This is a genomic window from Deltaproteobacteria bacterium, assembly GCA_023382265.1.
In the GTDB taxonomy this organism is placed as follows: Bacteria; JAMCPX01; JAMCPX01; order JAMCPX01; family JAMCPX01; genus JAMCPX01.
The window spans coordinates 1-24,139 of sequence record JAMCPX010000057.1; the positions used below are offsets into that span (position 1 = coordinate 1).

Consider the following 24,139-nt stretch of genomic DNA (forward strand, 5'->3'; position numbering starts at 1 on the left):
AGTTTTAGCCTTGCGGCCGTACTCCCCAGGCGGGTCACTTAATGTGTTAACTGCGGCACCCCAGCAAAAGCCGGGACACCTAGTGACCATCGTTTAGGGCGTGGACTACCAGGGTATCTAATCCTGTTTGCTCCCCACGCTTTTGCGCCTCAGCGTCAGTATTGTTCCAGAAGGCCGCCTTCGCCAATGATGTTCCTCCCGATATCTACGAATTTCACCTCTACACCGGGAATTCCGCCTTCCTCTCCCATACTCTAGCTTGACAGTATTCAGTGCAGTTCCTTGTTTAAGTCAAGGGATTTCACACTGAACTTACCAAGCCGCCTACGCGCGCTTTACGCCCAATACTTCCGGACAACGCTTGCATCCTACGTTTTACCGCGGCTGCTGGCACGTAGTTGGCCGATGCTTCCTTTAGCGGTACAGTCAATATTATTCTGTATTAGAGAATAACACCATCTTCCCGCTCGACAGAGCTTTACAACCCGAAGGCCTTCATCGCTCACGTGGTGTCGCTGGGTCAGGCTTTCGCCCATTGCCCAAAATTCCTCACTGCTGCCTCCCGTAGGAGTCTGGACCGTGTTTAAGTTCCAGTGTGGCTGATCGTCCTTCCAGACCAGCTACCGGTCTTAGCCTTGGTGAGCCGTTACCTCACCAACAAGCTGATCGGACATGGGCTCATCTTCAGATGAAAGCTTGTAAACAGAGGCCTCCTTTCTTGTTTAATATCTCAATTAAACAGGATATTCGGTATTAGTTAACCTTTCGATTAGTTATCCCGATTCTAAAGGTAGATTACCCATGCATTACTCACCCGCGCGCCGCTTTACTTCTCTGATTGCTCAGAGTTTCTCGCACGACTTGCATGTGTTATGCACACCACCAGCGTTAGTCCTGAGCCAGGATCAAACTCTTAATGGTAAATGAATCTAAATGTTCAATTTCAAAGGAATATAACTATCCACTATTAAATTATCAAAGAACAAACCCGATTCTATCGGGGATTAGTATAATATTCACACTTCAAAACTCATGTCAAGCTTATTTTTGCTTTTATTATTTAAGCTCAACATCCTGTTGAGATATTGCATGCTTATTACCCCGGCAATCAGCTCTGGGACGTTATGTGAATCGTTTTCCCTGCTTATGAATACACTATAAGCAAACCTTGAAAAGTAAACCACGTTCACACATTTGCAGCTGGCCGTTAGATGTTAAAATCTCTTTACTCATTTGTACAATTATCTTAATCTTGCAGCTTGCAACTTATGCTAAATATCTTGAGAAAAACATTTATTTCTTTAAAACATAGAAATTTCAGATTATTCTGGATCGGTCAGGCAGTATCACTTATAGGAACATGGATGCAGAATATGGGACAGGCATGGCTTATATTAAAACTTACAAATTCGCCTTTTCTCCTTGGTGTAATAGGTGCAGCACAATACATGCCTATACTGTTTTTATCCATATTTGCTGGCAGCATAGTTGATAGATTCCCGAAACGGCGCCTTATAATTCTAACACAAACTGTGATGGCAATACTTGCATTTGTTATCTGGATTCTAACAGCTACAGGTATTGTAAATTACTGGCATGTTCTGGTATTAGCGTCGCTGCTTGGTTTAGCAACAAGCCTTGATGTGCCGGCCAGACAGGCATTTATGATCAACCTTGTAGGCAGAGATGAGCTTATGAACGCTATTGCACTGAATTCCACAACCTTTAATTTAGCCCGGCTTATAGGGCCTGCTATAGCTGGTTTGCTCATAGCAAAGGTAGGTATTGCAACAACATTTTTGCTTAACGGTATAAGCTTTTTACCGGTTATAATAGGATTGCTTATGATAGATATAGACGGCTTGCCCGGTAAGTCTATCACAAAAAATGTAATCGAGGGTGTTAAAGAAGGGCTTAATTATATAAAAACCAACGCAGTAGTTTTAAATGTCATAGTTCTAATGGCGATTGTATCATTATTTGCAATCAACTTTAATGTGGTTGTTCCCATATACTCAAAATTCATTTTTCATAACAATCCTGAGATTTTTGGTTTTTTCATGTCATCACTTGGTGTAGGTTCTCTGATAGGAGCTATAATAGTAGCTTTTAGAAGCAGCCATAATCCTAATCCACTTTTTCTTATAATCGGTGCAATTATTTTATCTGCATTCCAGATGGTGATAGCATTTGTAACTGGCATGTATCCTGCCATAATAGTTCTGCTCTTAATAGGATTCGGAACAATTATTTTTACCGCACTTTCAAACACAACAATACAACTCAACACGCCTGACGAACTAAAGGGCAGGGCGATGAGCGTATACTCTCTTGTATTTATGGGCGTTACACCTATCGGTAATCTATTCATTGGCGGTATCGCGGATACTTTAGGAGTACGGGTCTCTATCTTTATTGGTGGGTTATTGGGCTTGGCACCTTCTATCTATTATTTAATAAGATTCCTTAAACCCAAAAAGGTGAACGGTATGTTAATATGATAGATCTAAACCTTTTTAGCCAGTTATTCAACAATAAAGGTTAAATAACCAGCGTTTTCTCCGATACGGGAAACACCGTTCTGAAGACTCAACTTCTACCTTTTACAGGCGGGGTAAGAATATTACCGTAACTATACATTTATGCTTTTATCCGTCTCTTCTTTCTTCAATAACTTTCCGTGACATGGGGAACCTTCCCTCATCATCATTGCACCGCATTTTGGACATCTTTCTTCTTTGCATGGTGTACCAGCCTTGTGCCGTATCCTTTCGCTGCATTTGGGGCAAATACAAAATCTACCGGCACCCATGCCATCATGAGGACCTTTAAATTCATGCATTTCAATATTACCTCCCTCGATTTTTAATGCCTTACCTTTTATTAATGCGTCTGCTATTTTCCTATGTGCTGACTCTATGATCCTGCCAAAGGTAGGCCTGGATACGTGCATTTTTTTTGCTGCCTGTTCCTGATAAAGACCTTCGTAATCGGCGAGCCGTACTGCTTCGAGCTCATCTATGCTAAGAATGATCTCTTGCAGCACACGTATCGGTATATCCACCGGTTTAAAATACCGGCTGTTTGGCAAAAACCCTACCCTTCTACAACACATTGGTCTTGGCATTAAATCACCTCGTTCTGATTATAAACATACGCTTATAACATGTCAACCGCCTTCGGAAACTTTGAACAGGCACGATGATACAGACTGCATGATAAAAAGCAAAACGAGTAAAAGTCATGCTGAACCGTTTCAGCATCTAACCACACCATGCCTCCCATTGTTTTTTTAACTTTTATAGCTATCTTAATAAAAGATGACATTGTATAAAATGCATCTTTACATGCATATAATACAAAACTATTGACGAATAGTTTGTTATGATAAAGATCATAAGCAGATAGTCGGGTCCTGTGTTTAGATAAGTTGTGAATCCGCCAGGTCTGGAAGGAAGCAACGGTAACAAGACTGTTTAAGTCACAGTAAACCTGGCTATCTTAAAAGAAATTATGGCTTACAGAGTATTATCAAGACGATATAGACCAAAAACATTTGAAGAATTGATAGGTCAATCTCATGTCACGAGGACACTATCCAATGCAATCAGGGATGCGCGGGTAGGACATGCTTACCTATTTACAGGGCCGCGCGGCGTGGGTAAGACAACTGTAGCAAGGCTGCTTGCCAAATCATTAAACTGCGAAAAAGGTCCGACATCTGCGCCGTGCAATGCATGCCCAAGTTGTATCGAGATAGATGAGAGCAGAAGCATGGATGTATATGAGATAGACGGCGCTTCAAACACAGGCGTGGATAACATACGGGAGATAAAAAATAATGTTCAGTACTCTCCCTCGAGAGATAGATATAAGATCTACATCATAGATGAGGTTCACATGCTTTCTCAGGGTGCATTTAACGCATTGCTGAAAACGCTCGAAGAACCGCCGGATCATGTTGTTTTTATTTTTGCAACAACAGAACCCCACAAAGTGCCTTTAACCGTCCAGTCAAGGTGCCAGAGATTTGACTTTAGAAAACTTCGTTCCTCAATGATCCTTCAGAGTCTGAATACTATAACAGTACAAGAAGGCATAATGATAGACGATGAATCGAGAGACATTATAGCCAGATACTCGCAGGGCAGTCTCAGGGATGCACAAAGCTTGCTTGAACAGGCTATAGCGTACAGCGGCAAAAATATAACACACGATGAAATATACAAAGCGTTAGGCATATTAGAAAGGGACGTGCTTATAAAGGCAGTAAATGCTTTGTCATCTCACGATATTGCCGAAGCAACTATCGTAGCAAGGGAAGTAGATGCAAGGGGCTATGATCCAAAAAGGTTTACAGAAGAACTTCTGGCTGTATTGAGAGATGCCTACCTTTTAACCCAATCGCTCGGTGACCTTGTAGAACTTCCAGAGGCAGAAATAATAACATTAAAAAAATTGAGTAATGCATTTACAGCAGAAGATATCATAAATCTTATGAATACCGTTGCAAAAAGTATAGAACTAATATCACGGTCAACTCAACCAGGTATGGCACTCGAGGTTGTACTGATAAAGGCTGCCTCACTAAAACCCATTTTCCCTATCGATCAGATACTCTCTGATCTGAAAAAGCTGAAGAATAATGTAAAAGATACATCAAACGCCTTCATGACTAAACCCGCAAATAATGAGTCGAATCAGGATAACGTCATCACTTATGTTAAAGAGAATCATGAAGAGGAACATTCCAGTAATAACGAAAAAACAACTGAAGGCTTTATCCAGCAAATATATCAGGTGAACGGTTCAATTGCTGTAGCTCTTAAGGGTTCAAAAATTGACATTGAAAAAGACCGCAAAATCTGTATAACTTATAAACAAGAAGATACCGCTCTGTTCAGCAAAGAAAAGAATGGAGAATTTATAAAAAGTATGATAAAAAATTATTTTGGCATTAATTATGAGATGGAGCTAAAAATTCAGCAAAGACATGAAGCAGCAAGCAAAAACTTGGAAGAATTGGAAGAAAGGGATCCAAAGCTTCATACCCTGCTGGATGTACTTGGAGCCAAGATCATAAAAAAAACATAAAGGGGCAAATATGAATATAGATACACTGTTAAAACAGGCAAAAAAAATGCAAGATCAGTTGAGTAAAATTACAGAAGAACTCGCCACAAAAGAAGTTGAGGCATCAAGCGGCGGGGCAATGGTCACTGTAAAAGCGAATGGGAAAAGTGAGATCACAAAAATAACTATAGATCCAGAAGCATTCTCTCTTGGGGATAAACAGATGCTCGAGGATATGATTCTTGCTGCAGCAAATGAAGCACTCAACCGGGCAAAAGAATTATCAACAGAAGCATTTAAACAGGTTTCCGGGGGAATAAACATTCCGGGTTTCCCTCTATGACAGAGATCGATGATAACCCGGTAACGATACTTGTAACTCAATTAAAAAAGTTACCCGGCGTTGGAGAAAAAACAGCCATAAGATTTGCATACCATATTTTGGGTATGCAAAAAGATGAAAGAGATGAGATCTCTGATTCAATAAAAAGGGTAAGTGATGAGTTAAGGCTGTGCCCAATCTGTTTTAATTTTACAAGTAAAGAGCGGTGCGATATATGTGCAAACCCCAACAGGAATAACGCTGTTATTTGTGTTGTAGAAAAACCATCCGATCTTTATACAATAGAAAAGGCAGGTATTTTTAAAAGCAGGTATCATGTTATACACGGGGTTATAGACCTTTTAAACAATATTGGCCCCGAGCAATTAAGAATAGCGGAACTCATGCAAAGGTTTTCAAAAGAAGACATTAAAGAAGTAATTATTGCTCTAAGCTCAGGTACGGAAGGAGAGGCTACAGCCATGTACCTTCAAAGGATGATAAAACCGTTTAATATAAAGGTTACAAGGCTGGCAAGCGGCATACCCATGGGTTCATCGCTTGAGTATATGGATCAATATACAATAATAAAAGCAATAGAAAACAGAATAGAAATATAGGGAGAGGTGACGGGATGTCAACGATAAAAAATAAGTTACCCATTGTAAATGAAGCCGGTCTCTATGAGATCAGGGTGGAAAGTATAGGCGGATTAGGCGCCAATCTTGCAGGAAAGCTCCTTGCCGAAGCCGGTGTACTCGGTATGGGACTCAACGGCGTTAATTTTGCAAGCTATGGTTCTGAAAAAAAAGGGACACCGGTCAAGGCGTTTGTAAAATTTTCTGAACCGGATTTAGAGATCAGATCAAACGGCCCTGTCGAAGAGCCGCATCTGCTTGTTGTCTTTCACGAAAGACTTATAACATCAACACCTCTCACTCAGGGTGTTAAAGAGAGCACTACGGTAATTGTAAATACCGGAAAATCTCCCGACACTATGAGGGAGATGTTAAAATTATACGGCGGCACTGTTGCATGTATAGATGCCTTAAAGATCTCTATCGAAGAAAGGGTAAAAATCAATACGCCAATGCTTGGAGCAATAGTAAAGGCATCAAATTTTATAGATAAGGATGCACTTAAAGGGGCAATCACGGACACATTCAAAAAGAAGTATCCCAATATCATTGATGCAAACCTAAAGGCATTCGAAAGAGGTTATAACGAGCTGACTATGAAGACCTTTAAGCCTGACGGGCTTTACGAGTATGTGCCCTTTAGAAAAGAAGTTTCTTTGCTTGGTTATAAAAATGCGCCTATCGGGGGTGTGATACTCAATCCGGGTAATAGCATAAATAAGGATCTCAGCGCATCAAGAACGGGTTACATGCCTCTGTTTATACAGGAAAAATGTACAAATTGCGGGGAATGCGAGATCACCTGTCCCGATTATTGTTTTGTCTGGGAAAAGGGTGTTGATAAGCACGGCAGGCAAAAACAGATTCTGCTCGGTATAGACTATCAGTTTTGTAAGGGATGTATGAAATGCGTTCAAATCTGCAAGTTTGATGCATTGCATAAAGAACTTGAGTCCGAATACAATGTAGAGAAATTAACAATCAAACATACTGAATTTGTTTTGAAATAATGGAGGAATGATGGAAGAAATAACAGCAAAAAAACTACAAAAAGAACCATTACCGCAGGTTCAAGGGTTGCATAGCGGCAATGAGATGGCAGCAATATCAGCAAAACACATAAACTTCCATATAATGGGATTCTATCCCATAACACCATCAACAGAAATAGCAGAAAATCTTGATGAGATGAAGGCGTACGGTGAACACGATATAAGAATGATACCAGGTGACGGAGAGCACGGTGCAGCAGGCATATGCTACGGGGCAACACTCGCTGGAGGAAGGGTTTTTAATGCGACATCGGCAAATGGATTTCTCTTTTCCATTGAGCAATACCCGGTACAATCCGGAACAAGATTTCCTATGTTACTGAACCTTGTAACAAGAGCAGTGTCGGGTCCTCTTGATATCCGCGGAGATCACAGTGATCTATATATGGCGCTCAATACAGGATGGATCATCCTGCTTGCGAAATCACCGCAGGTTGTTTATGATATGAACATCATAGCAGTAAAACTGGGCGAACTTGAGGATGTAAGGCTTCCTGTGATCGTTGCTTATGACGGGTTTTTCACAAGCCATCAGAAAAGAAGGGTTAAATACTTTGCAGACAAAAAACATGTATTGGATTTCCTCGGCGAATATAAACCGCTCTATACGGCTGTCGATCCGGAACATCCGATGACATTTGGTGCCTACATGAATGATCCCGATCTTATAAACAACAAAAAACAACTTTCCCTTGCAATGGAGGCCGCGTACAGACACTTGCCGGAGGTTTTTGCAGAGTATGGAGAGATTAGCGGTAGATCATATCCATTGGTTGAGACGTACATGATGGAAGACGCGGACTATGCCCTGTTTCTGATTAACTCATCATTTGATACTGCAAAAGACGCGGTTGATAAATTGAGAAAACAGGGTAAAAAGGTTGGTGTGTTATCTCCAAGTGTTATAAGGCCATTTCCATATAATGAGCTCGTGTCTCTTTTAAAACATGTGAAAGCACTTTGTGTTGCGGATAGAGCGGACAGCTATGGCGCATGGGGTGGGAATATGACGCTTGAGGTGAAGGCGACACTCAAGGACGATACTGAGAATAAAACAACTGTTATATCAAGGATATATGGGCTTGGGGGTAAAGAGTTTTCTACAGAAGATGCAGAGATTCTGCTAAAAGAGACCATCCGTGCAGGAGAAAACAAAAACAGTGTAAAACGTTATGAGTATCATGGGGCAAATCCTGGTAAAGAGGACTATACAATGGAGACAGCCATGCCTGCTGTAAATAAGATTGAAGTAACAGGCCAGGTTATGGCTGAAAAGGATCAGTCTACAGGCAGGGTAATAAATGTAAAAGGCATCACAGCTCAGGGATTGTCTATGATACCAAGACGCGTTGTCCCGGGTCATGGGGCGTGTCCAGGCTGCGGGATTTTCTCTAACCTTAATATATTTTTTAAAGGTCTTGAAGGAGATGTTGTTGTTTTGTTCCATACAGGCTGCGGTGAGGTTGTAACATCGGGTTATCCATACAGCTCCCACAGGATCACATTTATACACAACCTTTTTCAGAGCGGCGCACCAACGTTGGCTGGAGTTAGCGAGATGTTAGAGGAAAGGATAAAAAGAGGCGAAATTCCACAGGATAAAGAAATAACCTTTTTAATGGTTTCAGGGGATGGAGGTATGGATATAGGGATGGGTCCTGCAATTGGTACCGCATTAAGGGGTAACAAACTCATTCTTTTAGAGTACGATAACGAAGGCTATATGAACACAGGGGATCAACTCTCATTCTCAACACCCATAGGTCATGACACCTCAACTTCACATGCCGGACCCAAACAAAAGGGTAAGAAAACACACCACAAGGACACTGCACAGATCATGGCTGCATGTCATATACCTTATGTTGCAACAGTTGCAGAGAGTAATTACAAAGATATGATCCAGAAAGCAAAAAAAGCACAGGAATATGCAAAAGAAGGTTTTGTATATGTAAAAGCACTTTCTTTATGTCCACTATCATGGAGAAGCGATGAACAGATAGGTACGGACATTATATCTAAAGCAGTTGATTCATGCTTTTTTCCACTGTATGATGTGGATCACGGCAAAACAACAATTACTTATGACCCGGAGGCAAAGGGTAAAAAGGTCCATGTTCTTGAATGGCTTAAGCTTATGGGTAAAACACGGCACCTTACAAAACCGGAGAACCAGGACGTTGTTGAAGCATTCCAAAAAGAGGTTGATAGGAGATGGAAAAGGCTTAAAGCCATGCATGAAAGCCCATATCTGTAAGATAACTGTTGATTTTTTATTTAAAATCACATTATAAGATTTAAAACTAAAGGAGATGATATATGGCAAGCCCATCATTTATAATGTATGAAGAAGAGTTTATCCAGATCAATAAGGTGCTGGAAAAGCTTGCCAAGGAAGCTAATGCAAAGATCGTATTCCTGGTCGATAAAAATGGACAGTTGATTGCAACTTATGGAGAGACACAAAACATAGATACAACATCTCTCGCATCTTTAACAGCAGGCAACATAGCTGCAACAGGCGGATTAGCAAAGCTGATAGGTGAGAAAGAATTCTCGATATTGTTCCATGAGGGTGAGAAGGACAACATACATATATCTATCATAGGACAGAGGGTAATACTTGTTGTGATATTTGATCATAGATCATCGCTCGGGCTTGTCAGATTGAGGGTAAAAAAATCTGGGGATGAATTAAACAACATATTTAATAATCTTCTGAAAAAGGTTGAAAAGGAACCTCAGGCAGGTACTCCGTTCTCAGAGATTACGGATGAGGATATAGAAAATTTATTTAAAGATTAATATGGAATAGGGGATATGGAAAGATGTCTTTTATAAATTATTCGTCAAGGGAGATTAACTGTAAAATAGTTTATTACGGGCCTGGATTAGGTGGTAAAACAACCAACCTCCAGTATATTTACGACAAGATGAGCCCCGATACCAAGGGTAAGCTCATCTCCCTTGCTACAGAAACAGAAAGAACATTGTTCTTTGATTTTTTACCGCTTGCACTCGGTGAGATAAGAGGATTCAAAACAAGGTTCCAGCTTTACACTGTACCGGGACAGGTTTTCTATGACGCAAGCAGAAAGCTTATCCTCAGAGGTGTTGATGGGGTTGTGTTTGTAGCGGATTCTCAAGTAGAAAGAATGGACGCAAATATAGAGAGCGTTGAAAACCTCAAGGTTAATCTAAAGGAAAATGGATATGACTTTGAGAAGATCCCTCTTATCGTTCAGTATAATAAAAGAGACCTTCCCAATTGTTCAGATATGGAAGAGCTGAGAAAGTTGCTCAATGAAAAAGAGGCTCCGGAGTTTGAGGCAGTTGCGGTAAAAGGTATAGGTGTGTTTGAAACACTTAAAGCGGTTTCAAAGCTTGTGCTTATGGAGCTTAAAAGAGGCACCGCTGTAAAATAGTATAATTTTAAATTTATTAAAAAAACTTGCAAATCATTAATTTTAGTTGCATCATATTATATCTTATTCCTCGGTAGCTCAATGGTAGAGCATTCGGCTGTTAACCGAAGGGTTGCAGGTTCGAGCCCTGCCCGAGGAGCCATTATTTTGATGCGGAGTAATTAGTCTGATTAAATAATTTTTTTAATCAATTCCTTAACCTCCGCTGTTACCAACCGCCCTTCCCCCTCTTTCTGCCTCATATCCGCCGCAGCCATTAATGAAAAGTTTTATTCTATATATATTGAATCAACCATGCAGTATATGCTAATTGCTGAATATGCATAGAAAGTATTATTCAATGGCTATATTTTTATTATGCCTTTTTTTTGCGTCAAGCACGCGGGCTTTCGATCTATCTTCACTCTTAACAAATAAAGGTATAATAAAACTTAATGCGGATAAAATTCTTTATAATGATAAAACAGGCGTTATTGATGCAGCAGGCAACGTAAAAATAGAGAGGGCTGATTCGTCTCTGTCGGCCCAGCATATTATATATAACTCAAAAACGTATCAAACCAAAGCAGAAGGTAATGTGCAATGGCAAATCGGTAAGGATTATATTAAAGCGGATTCAATTGATGTAAACCTATCAACGCAATTGGGTATTATAAAAAACGGCTATATCACAATTGAAAATGGAGAATACACAATAACAGGCAAGGTGATAAAAAAGGTTGCTGGCAAAAGGCTTATTATAGAGGAGGGATCCCTTACTACATGTAAATGCAGTAATAATAAACCATCGTGGAGTATAAGCGCAAAACATATTGACGCAACTATAGGAGGATACGCAACGATAAAAGATGCCTTTTTTAAGGCAAACAATATACCCATTATTTATACACCATATATGACGATACCTGTGAAAACATCAAGAGCGTCCGGGTTTCTTATGCCTACCATTTCTTATTCAGGCTTAAACGGTCTTATACTTTCCATACCATATTTCTGGGCAATATCGCAGAATAAGGATGCCACATTCTCTTTTGATGCAATGACTAACAGGGGCCTTGGGGCCAGCGCACAATTCAGATACGCATTAACAACAAATGACAGCGGGGTGTTTGATGCAAGATATTTTAAAGAACTTTTTCTTCCATATCAAAGGGACAGGTTTTACGTAAGCGGGTCGTACTATCAGGACTTATTATTCGGGATCTTTTCTAAAGGCTTACTAAATTATTATAGTGATCGGACGTACCTTAACGATTTCTCTTCGCTTCTTCAACAATCGTCTGTAGAGTACGAAGAATCAAAATTTACACTTCAAAGGAATTTCGCTGATGCAGATGTAATGGCATCTCTTATATATCTTGAAAATATGTGGGCAGCCAACAATGATGCCACATTACAGCAGCTGCCCTTTGGCTCTATTACATATTTCCCTGTTCACATAGCAAGCAAGCTCCCTTTGTATGCGGAATTCAATACAAATGTAGAAAATTTTATAAGAAGTGATCCTGCCCTGCCAAAGGGCCAGAGACTCGGCATTGTACCGGGTATATACATGCCGTTTACAATCGGGGATTATCTTTATTTTAATTCTGAAGCATTGTTTAATGCTTACTTCTATAATGCTGGCATATATGGCATATATCATCCTGGAAAGATAATAAATACCGATCTATCCGCAGAGTTATCAACAAAACTTTCAAATGTGTATGATATAAAACTTGGGAGGCTAAAAGGTGTTAAACACATCATATCTCCATTTGTAAGTATAAATGCAAAACACACTCTAACAAACGATGAACAATTTGCATTTGATCAAATAGAAAACAGCCCAAATGAATCAAGAACACTTAATTTCGGCATATTAAACAGCTTTATTGGGAAAACAATGCCTTTTGAGAACATGGTATCGTATCCTGTTGTAGGGAAGTTTGATATATCTTCGGGTTATGATTTTATTGAAGCGGTGAGACCGCTAACAGGACCGACCGATAAGAGAAGACCCTTTTTGCCGATTAACTTTGATCTTGTAATTCAGCCACCTGATTTTTTAAACACAAACATCAGTATGCTGGTTGATCCATCTACTCTTAGTATGACAGAGACATCGATTTACGAGACTGCAAACGACAAAAGGGGTGATAGTGCATCTTTAAACTATTCTTACTTTCGCAGTTCAACAAGCGCTATTAGTGCATACCTTAATTTTGTTTTAACACATTATTTAACGTTGTACGGCGGCGCAAACTATTCATTTTACCAGAGGTCATTGATTCAGGCTGTGTATGGTATAAAATTAAGCACACCATGCAATTGCTGGAGTTTAGATGCTTCATACATCCAGAGACCTTTAACTCCAAGCCTTAGTACAATAAGCGTTTTCTTTACGCTGAAAGGACTCGGGACAATAGGCGGTTAATATGCTTAAACGTATTATAAAATCATGGGATGCGTTGTGGAAATACTTTTTCTATATCGGATTTTCATACGGACCAATGGTTTATACGCTTGCAAGAAACAGTTTCATTAAGAAGCTCAAACTTATAACTGAAAAAGACATAATGGATGGTATCGCACTCGCCCAGGTAATGCCGGGCGCCGTGTTTATCGATTTTGTTTCTTATATAGGATTCTTACTTAGAAAAACAAAGGGCGCTTTCGTTGCCATGCTAATCTTTATTTTCCCCTCATTCCTGCTGATGATCATTTTAACCTATTTGTATCTAAGGTACGGAGAGATCGGGGTTGTACAGCACGTATTAAAGGGGCTTTCCGCAATTATGATAGCGCTTATCATTAAGGTTATAATCGATATCTATAATGAGGGTGTAAAAAACCCGGTTTATTTAATCATCTCGGGTATTGGTCTTTTGCTGCTTATTCTCAATCTTAATATTGTCCTGATATTGATTATGGGTATAATATTGGCAATACTTTACGGCATATATAAAGCTGATATTTCTATTAAAGGAAAACGAATCGCATTACCGCATAGGGCTGATTTTAACAATCTTTTGAAAGATAACTTATGGGTTATCCTGTTTATGTTATTCTTGATTATGGTAAATATGACATTCTATTTTGTCTATCCAGATATCGCTATAATGAATACCATCCTTTTTAAAATTGGACTTCTAACCTTTGGGAATGGATATACAATGCTGCCGTTTATTTCAAAGGAGGTCGTAAATAACTATCACTGGCTTACGATAAAGCAGTTTTCAGACGGTATTGTGTTGAGCCAGATTACACCGGGACCTGTAGCTGTTATGGCAACTTTTATAGGATACAAGGTTGCCGGAATTGTTGGAGCGATAACTGCTACATTATCCATATTTTTACCTTCAACCATGCTTGTAGCTATTGTTGCAAAACCGTTTTTGGAATACAAAGACAATAAAATGGTAACATACGCATTGAAAGGGATTCTATCGACATTCATAGGACTTTTAATACTTGTAGTGGCACAGATATCAAAGACGTCAATCACGGATTACAAAACAGCTTTATTTGCACTGGTTGCACTTATACTGTTTATTTACACAAAAATAAATCCGATTATTGTTTTAATCATCGGAGTAGCAATCTCCATAATTGTGCTGTAGTGCGGGAGACTAAAGACCGTGCCGGGGATTAGGTGAGGTCAAGTTTTTACGCGATAGTTGGCAATTTGTGAATTATTGGTATAGAATCCAATCATGCGTAAAATAACTTTAAAAAACAAGTTAGGGCATATAAAGATGCTGCTGCTTGATGTAGACGGTGTGCTTACAGACGGTAAGCTTATTTACAATAACAGCGGTATAGAGCTAAAGATGTTTGACGTTAAAGATGGGTACGGGCTTGTAAGATTAAAAAAATCCGGGATCAAGCTCGGAATCATTACTGCTAAAAAATCTTCTATCGTAGAAACAAGGGCAAAAGATCTCGGCATTGATACATTGTATCAAAATTCCGAGGACAAGATTATTCCTTACAAAGAGATTAAAAAAAAGTATAAACTAAGTGATAACGACATAGCTTATATAGGTGACGACATCCCTGACTTGCCAGTGCTTAGGATTGTAGGTGTACCTATTGCTGTTAAAAACGCTGCCAAACCAGTTAAAAAAGTCTCTCTGTATATAACAAAAAAAAACGGCGGCTGTGGCGCGGTAAGAGAGGTAGTTGAATTAATAATGCAGGCAAAAGGCGAGCCTCTTGGTTGAAAATGAAATTAAAACAACGAGCACTTAGAGCTATTATTTATTACGGGACTAAAGCCCTTATTAGCTTATTTAATCTTTTGCCTTACGCTATTGCCGTATGGCTTGGGGCAAGGCTCGGTTTGCTGGCTTATTACGTTCTTCCTTATGAAAGAAAAAAGAGCATTAAAAATATCTTAAAGGCTTTCCCTGAGATGGATCATAAATGGGCAGCTATGCAGATAAGAGAGACCTTTCAGGGGCTTGGTATCAGTATAATGGAACTTGTAAAAATTGAAACAATAGCCAGACATATAGATGAATATATAACGGTAAAGAATATGGATGTGCTGGAACAATCAATAAAAAAGGGCGCAGGCATTATATGGATAACAGGCCACATAGGCAATTGGGAACTCATGCCTGTTTATTTCGCTAAAAAAGGTTACAAAGTGTATGTTGTTGCAAAGAGACTTTACGATCATAGAATAGATGATATACTTAATAATCTGAGAAAAAACCATGGAGTTCAACCAATAATAAGAGGTGAACAGGGTTCATCAAAGGCTATACTTAAGGCATTAAGATCAAATAGTCTTCTCGGCATGCTCATAGATCAAGATACCGATGTGCAGGGTGTGTATGTTAAGTTTTTTGGTGATATGGCGTTTACACCAAGAGGCGCTTCTGACATTGCAATTAAGGCAGGCTCTGATGTAATAGCAGGCTTTATTACAAGAACCGGTAAGAACAGGCATATCATAACAATACACGGCCCGATAACTTATAAAAGAACATCCGATTACGAGAAGGACGTAATTGGCTTAACCCAGGAAATGACTGTACTTATTGAACAGCACATACGCAATCATCCATCCGATTGGGTATGGATGCATTCAAGGTGGGCTAAAAAGCCTGTATAAAATAGAAAAGATGAAGATTTATAAATGATATGTTAAAAAAATGTTTTATGATAAGATTAGTATACTTTATAATAGATGTATATATCATGGCAATGCTTACTACAGGGATCTCCTGTACAAATGGTTCTGTTAAGCAGGCGGCGGATTTAAGCAGCCGTACAGAGGTGCAAAGGCCAACAATTGAGATTGTAGACCCTGTGTTTACAGAAATTAAGGAAAACACCGTTAGCTACAACGGGGAAGCTGTTGAGGCTGAATATTTTAATAATGAGCATAAGGGAATCATTATTAATCCCCGGATATCAGGTCTTACGTCAAAAGGTGAGAGCTTTACTGCTTCTGCAGATAAAGGATACTATTATGATAAAAACAAGACATTAACGCTAAAAGATAATATCTTTGCAAGATTAGACAGTGGATACGATTTAAAATGCAATTATGTGGATTATTTTATCAATAAAAGGATTATCGTTGCGTATGAACCTGTAACAATATCGAGTAAAGCGTTTATACTCCATGCAGATAAGGCAAATATTAATTTAAATACGGGTAAGCTCCTTATGGAAGGCAATATAAAGGCAAACATATACAATATGAGCTTAAAATGATAAAAAATCTAATCAAGATTTTCTTGATAACAATACTGCTGCTTATAAACATTAGCGCCACGATGGCGGATAGCATTATTAATGAAGTAAAAAAATCTGGGGAACCTTTAAAGCCTATAGATATAACATCAAGCCAGCTTGAGGCAAATTTAAAATCACACATTGTAATATTTAAAGGTGACGTCATTGCAAAACAAGCTGATGTTATTCTATACTGTGATATCCTAACGGCTTATTATGATGCAAAAAATAAAAATATAACCAGGATTGTTGCAGAAAATGATGTTAAAATTACAAGAAATGATATGATAGCAACAAGTAAACAAGCAGTTTATGATAATCTTAATAAACTAATTACGCTCACAGGTTCTCCAAGGGTATGGGAGGGCAACAATATTATTGAAGGTACAAAGATTATTTTATATATAGGGACTAACAAAATTTTTGTAGAAGGTGCAAAAGCCCTTTATAACTCTGTCCCCAAAGGTATTATTCATGGATCAACTCCTTGAAATAATTGGACTTAAAAAATCATTTGGGAAAAAAACCGTTGTCTCTGATGTTAACTTTTCAGTGAATAGTGGTAATATTGTTGGTTTACTTGGGCCTAATGGGGCAGGTAAATCAACAACATTTTATATGATAGTTGGTGTGTACAAACCCGACAAGGGTAAAATCATGCTTAATAATGAGGATATAACATATAATCAAATGTATATAAGAGCTAGAAAGGGAATCACCTATCTGCCCCAGGAACCTTCTATATTCAGAAAGCTGTCTGTGGAGGATAACATAAAAGTGGTTTTTGAGACTATGGAATACAACCCGGACTTGATAGAGGAAAAAACAGAGGAAATAATGAAAAATATGAATATCCTTCATATAAGAAGATCCAAAGGATATTCATTGTCGGGCGGAGAAAGGAGACGTGTTGAGATCTCCAGAGCACTTGCTACAGCTCCAATCTTTATGCTTCTCGATGAGCCGTTTGCAGGCATAGACCCAATAGCAGTCAACGAACTCCGGGGAATCATATTTTCATTAAAAGAAAAAGGCATCGGCATAATAATATCCGATCATAATGTAAGGGATACTCTCAATGCATGTGATATGGCTTATATTATAAATAATGGCAGGATCATAGAGCAGGGAGATCCCAAACAGATTGCGAACAGCGAGAATGCAAAGCGTATTTATCTTGGTGAGGATTTCAAACTATGATAGACATAAGACAGGAAGTAAACTTAAGACAACAGCTCGAGTTAACGCCACAGTTAATTCAAGCTTTAAGGCTTTTACAGCTAAACAGATTAGAGCTCGAACAGGAGTTAAAAACAGAGTTAGAACTAAATCCCTTTTTAGAAGAAGAACCTATAGAACAAATCGAGTTATCCCAGGATATTGAGGAAAGGATAACGCACAGTGATGCCAATCATACCACTTTAAAAGAAAGAGGAGAGGACCCGATAGAGAACACGGCACATAGAGATATGGGATTTCATGATTACCTTTTATGGCAGCTCGAATTAACGATCTCTACTGATCAAGAGTTTCAAATCGGAGAAATACTGATAGGCAATATAAATGATGACGGTTATCTTGAATCAACTGTAGATGAAATCAGCAAATTTACAGGAGCAGGGATAGAACAGGTAGAAGAGGTTCTAAAAAAAATCCAGGGTTTTGATCCCAGTGGTGTTGGAGCAAGGGATCTCAAAGAGTGCCTTCTCATCCAGTTGAGCCATCTTGGTATTGAGAATCCTATTATAAAAGATATCGTATTGAATCATCTGAACAATCTTGAGAGAAAAGCTTATCATAGTATATCCAAAGCTATCGGAGTTAATGTGGAAATTGTTATGGCTGCTGCTAATGCGATATTAAGGCTAAATCCAAAACCAGGCAGCCTGTATCATTCAGAAACTGAGGAAAATTATATCATACCGGATGTTGTTGTCTATAAAAATAAAGATGCTTTTGTTGTTGAGCTTATAGAAGATGGCATGCCCGGGCTTAGATATATGGATTACTATGCCAGAAAAGTACTCGATGAGATTGGAAATAATGATACGGCAAAAAAATTTATAAAAGAAAAATTATACGGAGCAAAGTGGCTTATCAAGGCGGTTGAGCAAAGGAAAAATACAATAAAAAGAGTTGTAAGGGCGATCGTCATGAGGCAGGAGTCTTTTTTTGAGTATGGGGATAAATACTTACAGCCGATGGTGCTAAAGGATATTGCAAATGACATAAACGTACATGAGACTACTGTTGGAAGGGTTACAAATGGAAAATATGTTCAGACTCAATGGGGAATTTATGAACTTAAATACTTCTTTACCACCTCATTAAAAACAGAATCCGGGGAATTGTTATCCACCAAACTCGTTAAGCAGAAGATAAAAGAAATAATCGGAAAAGAGAATAACACTTCTCCATTGTCTGATACAGATATTGTAAGGTTTTTGAAGGTTGAGGGTATATCAATTGCGCGCAGGACAGTTGCAAAATATAGGGAGCTTATGAACATACGGCCTGTTCATATGCGGAGGGTTAAAGTATTATAGATGAAAAAGTCTGATAATCATGTTGAGGGCAAACTTGTAAAAGACATAATCGGAATCGCTGTTTTCAGCATTTCTATTATTGTACTGCTGAGTGTTTTTTCGTACGATCCAAACGATGCAACAATATTAAATGAATCGCGCGTTACTGTGTATCATAATATGATAGGCTCCTTTGGAGCAAATATAGCCGATTTACTGCTTATGTCCCTGGGCCTTTCTGCCTATCTTGTCGGTTTTATGGGCATGATTTTATTCTTTGGAATTGTAATGAGCGATAGATTTAAAAAAAGATGGATGTATATTTCCGGCTTTGTACTCCTAATAGTATCATTGGCTATGACTATTTCATCCATAAGTAAGGCAACCCCGAGGAGCAGCGGAGGATTATTGGGATACAATATAAACCATATTTTACAATCCTATCTCGGAAAGATTGGAACTACCATAATAGCTGTTTCACTCGTTCTCATTTCACTCAGCATGCTCGTACGGAAATCTGTAACAGGATTATTTATATTGATTTTGAGAAGCCTATTCATATTCTTTAAGCGGGCAGCTAAACTTTTCAATGACCTGGGTGTAAAGTTTATCGTATGGAAAGGAAAGGTTAGCAGAAGAAAAGAAAAGCAAGAAATAATAGAAAAAGATCATGGTATTGTTATTCAAGCTCCTAAAAAAAAGGAACTTGTTCACCAGCCGGAAGAAAAGGCTTCAGAGCCGGTACAGGAAGAGCTTTTTAAGGACATCGCCGCAAAAGAGTTTAAACTCCCTTCATTGAAGTTACTGGATAGTTATGACGTACAGGATATAGAATATGATACTGCTGTGCTTCAATTCAATGCGAGAACTCTTGAAAAGAAACTTGCGGATTTCAATGTTAATGGAAAGGTTATAGCTATAAAACCTGGACCCGTTATAACAATGTATGAATTTGAACCCGCAATAGGTGTAAAAATAAGCCAGATTATGAACCTGTCCGATGACCTTGCGCTTGCAATGAAGGTCCCGGGAATAAGAGTACAGGCACACCTAACGGGTAAATCTGCGGTAGGCATAGAGGTTCCCAATCAAAACAGAAGGATCGTTTATCTTAAGGAAGTCCTGTCTTCAAGGAAGTTTCTTGACAGCTCATCTGTGGTTACAATTGGACTCGGAGTTGATACAACAGGCGAACCCATTATAACAGATCTTGCAAAGATGCCTCATCTCTTGATCGGAGGTTCAACCAACTCGGGTAAAAGTGTTACCATGAGTGCGGTTATAATGAGCTTTCTATTTAAGGCTACGCCGGATGAGTTAAAGCTTATACTCGTCGATCCAAAGATGCTTGAATTCTCAGCCTACAACGATATCCCGCACCTTATGCATGAGGTAATAACAGAGCCTAAAAAAGCAACTCAAGTCTTGAAATGGGCAACCTTTGAGATGGATAGGAGATATGCACTTCTCAGCAAGATCGGTGCAAAAAATCTTAACATGTATAATCAGTTCATTCATTCCAAAAAGATAAAAGACGAAGAGTTAAAAGAAATGCCGAGGGTCGTTATTATTATAGATGAGCTGTCAGATCTGATGTTTACGGCCCCAAAAGAAGTAGAAGAGTACATCATAAGGCTTTCTCAGAAGGCAAGAGCGGCTGGTATTCATCTAATACTTGCAACCCAGAGACCGTCTGTAGATGTTATAACAGGAACAATCAAATCCAACTTTCCGTCGCGCATAGGACTTAAAGTGCCTCAAAAAACAGATTCAAGAATTATACTCGATCAATCGGGTGCTGAAGAGCTTTTGGGCGCAGGTGATATGCTTTTTATACCTCCAGGTGAGTCTCAGATAATAAGGGTTCACGGTGCTTATGTAGCTGACGCAGAAGTGGTAAAGGTTACAGATTACCTTAAAAAATTGAGAAAACCGTCTTATGAGATAGCCATAACAGAGAGCGAGGAGGATGAAGTTTTTTTGAATGATGATAAGTCCGATGAACTTTACGAAAAGGCAATAGAGATCATAAAAGAGAGCAGTTCTGCTTCAATATCTCTTATTCAAAGAAGATTAAATGTAGGATATAACAGGGCAGCAAAAATGGTTGAACAAATGGAAAAGGATGGTATCATCAAGCGGGGAGACAGAGGAAATAAAAATATTGTTGTTCTGAGATAAGGAGGAATAGATGGGAAAAATAAAACTGTTAGCCGGTATTACTGCATTGATGATTTTGTCTTCAAATGCTTTTGCAGGAATGAGTGCAGAGGATGTAGCATTGAAGGTACAAAGGCTTTACGACGGCACCTCTACTATGAAGGCAGATTTTATTCAAACAGCAAAGATGAAAACGCTTGATATAACACAGCAGGATCAGGGAATAGTATATATGAAAAAAGACGGCAAGATAAGATGGGAATACAATAAACCAAAACAGCAGTTTATAATAAGTAACGGTAAGACCCTATGGTTTTATATGCCATCCGATAAACAGGTTATTATAGGCAACTTTGAAAGTGCTTTTAAATACAAACCTGCACAAACTTTCCTCACAGGAATGGGTAGTCTGCTTAATGATTTTAATGTAAAGTTTGGGAATAGCAAAGATATGCCGGGTACAAAATATGAATACTTACTTCAGCTTGTTCCAAAAAAAATGTACGCAGACGCGCCTGCTAAGATATTGCTTGCTGTTAATAAAAAGGATTATATAATATCAAAAAGCGTTGTTATAGACAAATTTAACAATAGAACAGAAATAGATTTCAGTAATATAGAATTAAACATTGCATTGCCTGACACTCTTTTTGATTTCGTTCCGCCAAAGGATGTGGAGATCATTCATAGTCCTTCGCTTCAATGATGAATAGCTTTTAATCCGGAAACGCAGTTTTTTTAAAACGCACCTTTCGGGCTAAAATGGATAAATTGTTAATCCAAAGATCTGGGTATTATTTTTTGCAGACCCTACATCTCCTACGAAGCTGTAATCCAATGAAAACCTTGGTATATCCCATCCAATACCAAGAGAATAATTTTTACTGTTGGCAGTATTTTGCCATATGTAACCGCCTCTGATTGCGATCTGATTTTCGATCAATACTTCCCCGCCCGCATGATAATCCATATTATTCTTTGTCCTGATATCAAGATCCTTTACGGCATCGAATGACAGCGTAAATATGCCGTTAAGCAAGAATGATATACCACCGTCAATAAGCCTTGGCGGAAGAAATTGAGAAGTACCATGAATCCTTGTAAGGTTAAGCCCTGCTATAGAAAGCTGTAAAAAAGGGAGATCCGGTGAAAAAATAATACCGTATCCCAGGGTATAAGAACTTCCTTCAATACCGCTTGTAAAAATGTCCTGTCTGTAATTCATTCCAAAGCTTACAATACCTGGCTCTCCCATACCTATAGCCGCCATATACGTATTCCTGTGAATATCAACTGATGATAACCTATAACTATCCATATAATAACCAATACCAACTCCGACCGGCGAAGTAACACTGTCCAGGATAGAGAAATCCACTCTATGCTCGGGTTGCATCATGTTATAAAGATAATCCGCATTGGCACCGTACCTGGTTTTCATATTCATGCCTGCCGGATTAATAATGATGGCACTATCATCATTTGCAACTGCACCGAATGCATCACCCATTGCAGCAGCCTTAGGACTTGGGAATAATATTAACGAATCTGAATAAACAGGAATACAAAAAAAACTTATAACTACAAGAAACAGTACAGTAGAAGCTATAAGCTTCAACTTACAATGCTCCCTGTTTTGATAAGCCTGTATGTGTAATTGAGTTCTGCTACTTTACCAAGCATTGCACTTGCAGAGCAATACCTTTTCTGGGATAATTCTACGGCCTTTCCTACATCTGTTTCATCCATGTCTCCCTCGATAATGTACTCAATATTTATTTTTGTATATACCTTTGGATGCTGCGCCGCTCGTTCAGAATCAATGTTTATTTTAAAGCTTTTTACCTTCTTACGCATCTTGTTAAGTATGTATACAACATCCATACCTGTACATCCCCCAAGTCCCATTAGAAGTAACTCCATGGGTCTTGCTCCTGCATCAGTTCCTTTACTTTCCTTTGCAGCATCCAGAACTACAGCATGACCTGAGTCTGAAACTGCCGTAAATTTCATTCCTTCTTCCCATTTGATCTCTGCTTTTGACATATTACACCTTTTTTAAAATATCACTTGCAGCTACAAGCAATGGATCCCATACGGGTGAAAACGGAGGGGCATAACTCAGATCAAGCCTTGAAAGCTCGTCCGCTGTCATGCCTGCATACAGACCTGCAGCTACAATGTCTATCCTTTTTGAAACGCCTTCGCCTCCAACCATCTCTGCCCCAAGTAGTTTACCCTTTTTCTTTTCAACTACAAGCTTTATTGTTATGGGTTTGCTGCCGGGATAGTAGTGAGCCCTTGTTCTGGATGTAATCAGATTTGTAACAGCATTGAACCCGTTTTCCTTTGCATCCTTCTCTGTTAATCCTGTCCTTGCTACCTCAAGATCGAATACCTTCACAACGGAAGTACCCACAATACCTTTAAACGTCTCATTAGCGCCGGATATATTTGCACCGGCTATCTTCCCCTGCTTGTTGGCAGTTGTTCCAAGAGGGATATAAACATCTTTTTTAAGAATTATGTGCTTTGCTGTTGCACAATCTCCCGCAGAATAAATATGCGGAACATTTGTTTCCATCCTTTCATTTACAAGAATTGCATCGTGAGCACCTGTAACAATTCCAGCATCCTTTGCAAGCTTTGAATTTGGGTTAATCCCTATTGACAGAATAACAAGATCAACATCAAAGTTTCCATTTGTTGTTTCTATTTTTATACCTCCGTTATCTTTTTTTTCAAATAATCTAACTTCTGTTGATTTCATAAGTTTTATGCCATTTGCATCAAGGGTTTTTTCTACAACAGTATTTATTTCATCATCCATTGTACCTAGTATGTTAGGCAGTTTCTCAATAATAATAACCTCCATATTAAGTGCCCTTAAAACCTCTGCCATTTCCATGCCTATATAGCCAGCACCTATTATTGCCACTCTTTTTACAGGTCTTGACTTTATATAACCCTTAATCGCAATTCCATCCTCAAGTGTTCTAAGCTGAAAGATTCCGGGATTGTCTATACCCGGTATTTGAGGCTTAACCGGGGATGCTCCAGTTGTAATAGCAATATAATCATAAGGGAACGATAGATCCTTCTTATCATTATGATCTGTTGCATGAACAATCCCTGCTTTTGTATCAATATTAACTACTTCTATTTTTGTAAATACATCTATCTCTCGTTCTGTTTTAAACTTTTCTTTTGA

22 protein-coding genes, 1 tRNA gene, 1 rRNA gene and 1 other RNA gene are annotated in these 24,139 nt (G+C 38.8%); 20 read left to right on the forward strand and 5 right to left on the reverse strand.

The window, feature by feature from the left end; all coding sequences use genetic code 11:
• Positions 1 to 921, reverse strand: a 16S ribosomal RNA gene (locus M1381_10580); the annotation flags it as partial.
• A gap of 347 nt (positions 922 to 1,268) precedes the next feature.
• On the opposite strand from M1381_10580, the gene M1381_10585 reads away from it, so the two are divergent.
• Positions 1,269 to 2,501, forward strand: a complete 1,233-nt coding sequence (locus M1381_10585; GenBank protein ID MCL4479523.1) for an MFS transporter — start codon at positions 1,269 to 1,271, stop codon at positions 2,499 to 2,501.
• Between the two features lie 131 nt (positions 2,502 to 2,632).
• Here the strand turns inward: M1381_10585 and M1381_10590 are convergent, their stop codons facing one another.
• Positions 2,633 to 3,127: a DUF134 domain-containing protein gene (locus tag M1381_10590; protein ID MCL4479524.1), complete on the reverse strand. Its 495-nt coding sequence runs from the start codon at positions 3,125 to 3,127 to the stop codon at positions 2,633 to 2,635.
• 279 nt (positions 3,128 to 3,406) lie between these two features.
• Between M1381_10590 and ffs the strand changes: the two genes are divergently transcribed.
• From ffs to lolA, 19 genes are all read left to right on the forward strand, one after another.
• An RNA gene (ffs, locus tag M1381_10595) (signal recognition particle sRNA small type) lies at positions 3,407 to 3,501 on the forward strand.
• 12 nt (positions 3,502 to 3,513) lie between these two features.
• Positions 3,514 to 5,094: a DNA polymerase III subunit gamma/tau gene (gene dnaX, locus M1381_10600; protein MCL4479525.1), complete on the forward strand. Its 1,581-nt coding sequence runs from the start codon at positions 3,514 to 3,516 to the stop codon at positions 5,092 to 5,094.
• Between the two features lie 10 nt (positions 5,095 to 5,104).
• The gene (locus M1381_10605; GenBank protein ID MCL4479526.1) at positions 5,105 to 5,416 is read left to right on the forward strand and encodes a YbaB/EbfC family nucleoid-associated protein; all 312 of its coding nucleotides are present in this window, start codon (positions 5,105 to 5,107) and stop codon (positions 5,414 to 5,416) included.
• Entirely contained in the window at positions 5,413 to 6,015 is a 603-nt protein-coding gene (recR, locus tag M1381_10610; protein MCL4479527.1) for a recombination mediator RecR, read from the forward strand. The genes M1381_10605 and recR overlap by 4 nt, the downstream gene beginning before the upstream one ends.
• A 14-nt stretch (positions 6,016 to 6,029) precedes the next feature.
• On the forward strand, positions 6,030 to 7,043 hold the full coding sequence (locus M1381_10615) for a 2-oxoacid:acceptor oxidoreductase family protein (GenBank protein MCL4479528.1): 1,014 nt from the start codon (positions 6,030 to 6,032) through the stop codon (positions 7,041 to 7,043).
• Between the two features lie 85 nt (positions 7,044 to 7,128).
• A complete protein-coding gene (locus tag M1381_10620; protein MCL4479529.1) occupies positions 7,129 to 9,342 on the forward strand; it encodes a thiamine pyrophosphate-dependent enzyme in 2,214 nt (737 codons plus the stop codon).
• Between the two features lie 62 nt (positions 9,343 to 9,404).
• On the forward strand, positions 9,405 to 9,890 hold the full coding sequence (locus M1381_10625; GenBank protein MCL4479530.1) for a roadblock/LC7 domain-containing protein: 486 nt from the start codon (positions 9,405 to 9,407) through the stop codon (positions 9,888 to 9,890).
• A 23-nt stretch (positions 9,891 to 9,913) separates the two neighbouring features.
• On the forward strand, positions 9,914 to 10,510 hold the full coding sequence (locus tag M1381_10630; GenBank protein ID MCL4479531.1) for an ADP-ribosylation factor-like protein: 597 nt from the start codon (positions 9,914 to 9,916) through the stop codon (positions 10,508 to 10,510).
• Positions 10,511 to 10,577: 67 nt separating this feature from the next.
• Positions 10,578 to 10,652: transfer RNA gene (locus M1381_10635), tRNA-Asn, on the forward strand.
• Between the two features lie 177 nt (positions 10,653 to 10,829).
• Positions 10,830 to 12,926 (forward strand): LPS assembly protein LptD, encoded by a 2,097-nt coding sequence (gene lptD, locus M1381_10640; GenBank protein ID MCL4479532.1) that lies wholly within the window; start codon positions 10,830 to 10,832, stop codon positions 12,924 to 12,926.
• Position 12,927: 1 nt separating this feature from the next.
• Positions 12,928 to 14,112, forward strand: coding sequence for a chromate efflux transporter (gene chrA / locus M1381_10645; protein MCL4479533.1), 1,185 nt, complete (start codon positions 12,928 to 12,930; stop codon positions 14,110 to 14,112).
• A 93-nt stretch (positions 14,113 to 14,205) separates the two neighbouring features.
• Entirely contained in the window at positions 14,206 to 14,715 is a 510-nt protein-coding gene (locus M1381_10650; GenBank protein ID MCL4479534.1) for an HAD-IIIA family hydrolase, read from the forward strand.
• Positions 14,716 to 14,717: 2 nt separating this feature from the next.
• The gene (locus M1381_10655) at positions 14,718 to 15,614 is read left to right on the forward strand and encodes a hypothetical protein (protein MCL4479535.1); all 897 of its coding nucleotides are present in this window, start codon (positions 14,718 to 14,720) and stop codon (positions 15,612 to 15,614) included.
• A gap of 47 nt (positions 15,615 to 15,661) precedes the next feature.
• Positions 15,662 to 16,222, forward strand: coding sequence for an LPS export ABC transporter periplasmic protein LptC (gene lptC, locus M1381_10660; protein MCL4479536.1), 561 nt, complete (start codon positions 15,662 to 15,664; stop codon positions 16,220 to 16,222).
• The gene (locus tag M1381_10665) at positions 16,219 to 16,734 is read left to right on the forward strand and encodes a hypothetical protein (GenBank protein ID MCL4479537.1); all 516 of its coding nucleotides are present in this window, start codon (positions 16,219 to 16,221) and stop codon (positions 16,732 to 16,734) included. Before lptC ends, M1381_10665 begins: the two co-directional genes overlap by 4 nt.
• Positions 16,718 to 17,443 (forward strand): LPS export ABC transporter ATP-binding protein, encoded by a 726-nt coding sequence (gene lptB / locus M1381_10670; protein MCL4479538.1) that lies wholly within the window; start codon positions 16,718 to 16,720, stop codon positions 17,441 to 17,443. The genes M1381_10665 and lptB overlap by 17 nt, the downstream gene beginning before the upstream one ends.
• The gene (rpoN, locus tag M1381_10675) at positions 17,440 to 18,789 is read left to right on the forward strand and encodes an RNA polymerase factor sigma-54 (protein ID MCL4479539.1); all 1,350 of its coding nucleotides are present in this window, start codon (positions 17,440 to 17,442) and stop codon (positions 18,787 to 18,789) included. The genes lptB and rpoN overlap by 4 nt, the downstream gene beginning before the upstream one ends.
• Positions 18,790 to 20,949: a DNA translocase FtsK 4TM domain-containing protein gene (locus M1381_10680; GenBank protein MCL4479540.1), complete on the forward strand. Its 2,160-nt coding sequence runs from the start codon at positions 18,790 to 18,792 to the stop codon at positions 20,947 to 20,949.
• A gap of 10 nt (positions 20,950 to 20,959) precedes the next feature.
• Positions 20,960 to 21,634, forward strand: a complete 675-nt coding sequence (gene lolA / locus M1381_10685) for an outer membrane lipoprotein chaperone LolA (protein ID MCL4479541.1) — start codon at positions 20,960 to 20,962, stop codon at positions 21,632 to 21,634.
• Positions 21,635 to 21,685: 51 nt separating this feature from the next.
• Here the strand turns inward: lolA and M1381_10690 are convergent, their stop codons facing one another.
• The 3 genes from M1381_10690 to M1381_10700 all read right to left on the reverse strand — a co-directional run.
• A complete protein-coding gene (locus tag M1381_10690) occupies positions 21,686 to 22,546 on the reverse strand; it encodes a hypothetical protein (protein ID MCL4479542.1) in 861 nt (286 codons plus the stop codon).
• Positions 22,543 to 22,974 carry an OsmC family protein gene (locus M1381_10695; protein MCL4479543.1) on the reverse strand — a complete coding sequence of 144 codons (432 nt, stop codon included), beginning with the start codon at positions 22,972 to 22,974 and terminating at the stop codon, positions 22,543 to 22,545. The genes M1381_10690 and M1381_10695 overlap by 4 nt, the downstream gene beginning before the upstream one ends.
• 1 nt (position 22,975) lies before the next feature.
• On the reverse strand, positions 22,976 to 24,139 hold a 1,164-nt coding region (locus tag M1381_10700), incomplete at its 5' end, for an FAD-dependent oxidoreductase (protein MCL4479544.1).

Excerpts from the sequence above, each read along its gene's own strand:
- M1381_10585 (MCL4479523.1), top strand. The coding sequence starts at position 1,269 with ATGCTAAATATCTTGAGAAAAACATTTATTTCTTTAAAACATAGAAAT.
- M1381_10590 (MCL4479524.1), bottom strand. The coding sequence starts at position 3,127 with ATGCCAAGACCAATGTGTTGTAGAAGGGTAGGGTTTTTGCCAAACAGC.
- dnaX (MCL4479525.1), top strand. The coding sequence starts at position 3,514 with ATGGCTTACAGAGTATTATCAAGACGATATAGACCAAAAACATTTGAA.
- M1381_10605 (MCL4479526.1), top strand. The coding sequence starts at position 5,105 with ATGAATATAGATACACTGTTAAAACAGGCAAAAAAAATGCAAGATCAG.
- recR (MCL4479527.1), top strand. The coding sequence starts at position 5,413 with ATGACAGAGATCGATGATAACCCGGTAACGATACTTGTAACTCAATTA.
- M1381_10615 (MCL4479528.1), top strand. The coding sequence starts at position 6,030 with ATGTCAACGATAAAAAATAAGTTACCCATTGTAAATGAAGCCGGTCTC.
- M1381_10620 (MCL4479529.1), top strand. The coding sequence starts at position 7,129 with ATGGCAGCAATATCAGCAAAACACATAAACTTCCATATAATGGGATTC.
- M1381_10625 (MCL4479530.1), top strand. The coding sequence starts at position 9,405 with ATGGCAAGCCCATCATTTATAATGTATGAAGAAGAGTTTATCCAGATC.
- M1381_10630 (MCL4479531.1), top strand. The coding sequence starts at position 9,914 with ATGTCTTTTATAAATTATTCGTCAAGGGAGATTAACTGTAAAATAGTT.
- lptD (MCL4479532.1), top strand. The coding sequence starts at position 10,830 with ATGCATAGAAAGTATTATTCAATGGCTATATTTTTATTATGCCTTTTT.
- chrA (MCL4479533.1), top strand. The coding sequence starts at position 12,928 with ATGCTTAAACGTATTATAAAATCATGGGATGCGTTGTGGAAATACTTT.
- M1381_10650 (MCL4479534.1), top strand. The coding sequence starts at position 14,206 with ATGCGTAAAATAACTTTAAAAAACAAGTTAGGGCATATAAAGATGCTG.
- M1381_10655 (MCL4479535.1), top strand. The coding sequence starts at position 14,718 with ATGAAATTAAAACAACGAGCACTTAGAGCTATTATTTATTACGGGACT.
- lptC (MCL4479536.1), top strand. The coding sequence starts at position 15,662 with ATGATAAGATTAGTATACTTTATAATAGATGTATATATCATGGCAATG.
- M1381_10665 (MCL4479537.1), top strand. The coding sequence starts at position 16,219 with ATGATAAAAAATCTAATCAAGATTTTCTTGATAACAATACTGCTGCTT.
- lptB (MCL4479538.1), top strand. The coding sequence starts at position 16,718 with ATGGATCAACTCCTTGAAATAATTGGACTTAAAAAATCATTTGGGAAA.
- rpoN (MCL4479539.1), top strand. The coding sequence starts at position 17,440 with ATGATAGACATAAGACAGGAAGTAAACTTAAGACAACAGCTCGAGTTA.
- M1381_10680 (MCL4479540.1), top strand. The coding sequence starts at position 18,790 with ATGAAAAAGTCTGATAATCATGTTGAGGGCAAACTTGTAAAAGACATA.
- lolA (MCL4479541.1), top strand. The coding sequence starts at position 20,960 with ATGGGAAAAATAAAACTGTTAGCCGGTATTACTGCATTGATGATTTTG.
- M1381_10695 (MCL4479543.1), bottom strand. The coding sequence starts at position 22,974 with ATGTCAAAAGCAGAGATCAAATGGGAAGAAGGAATGAAATTTACGGCA.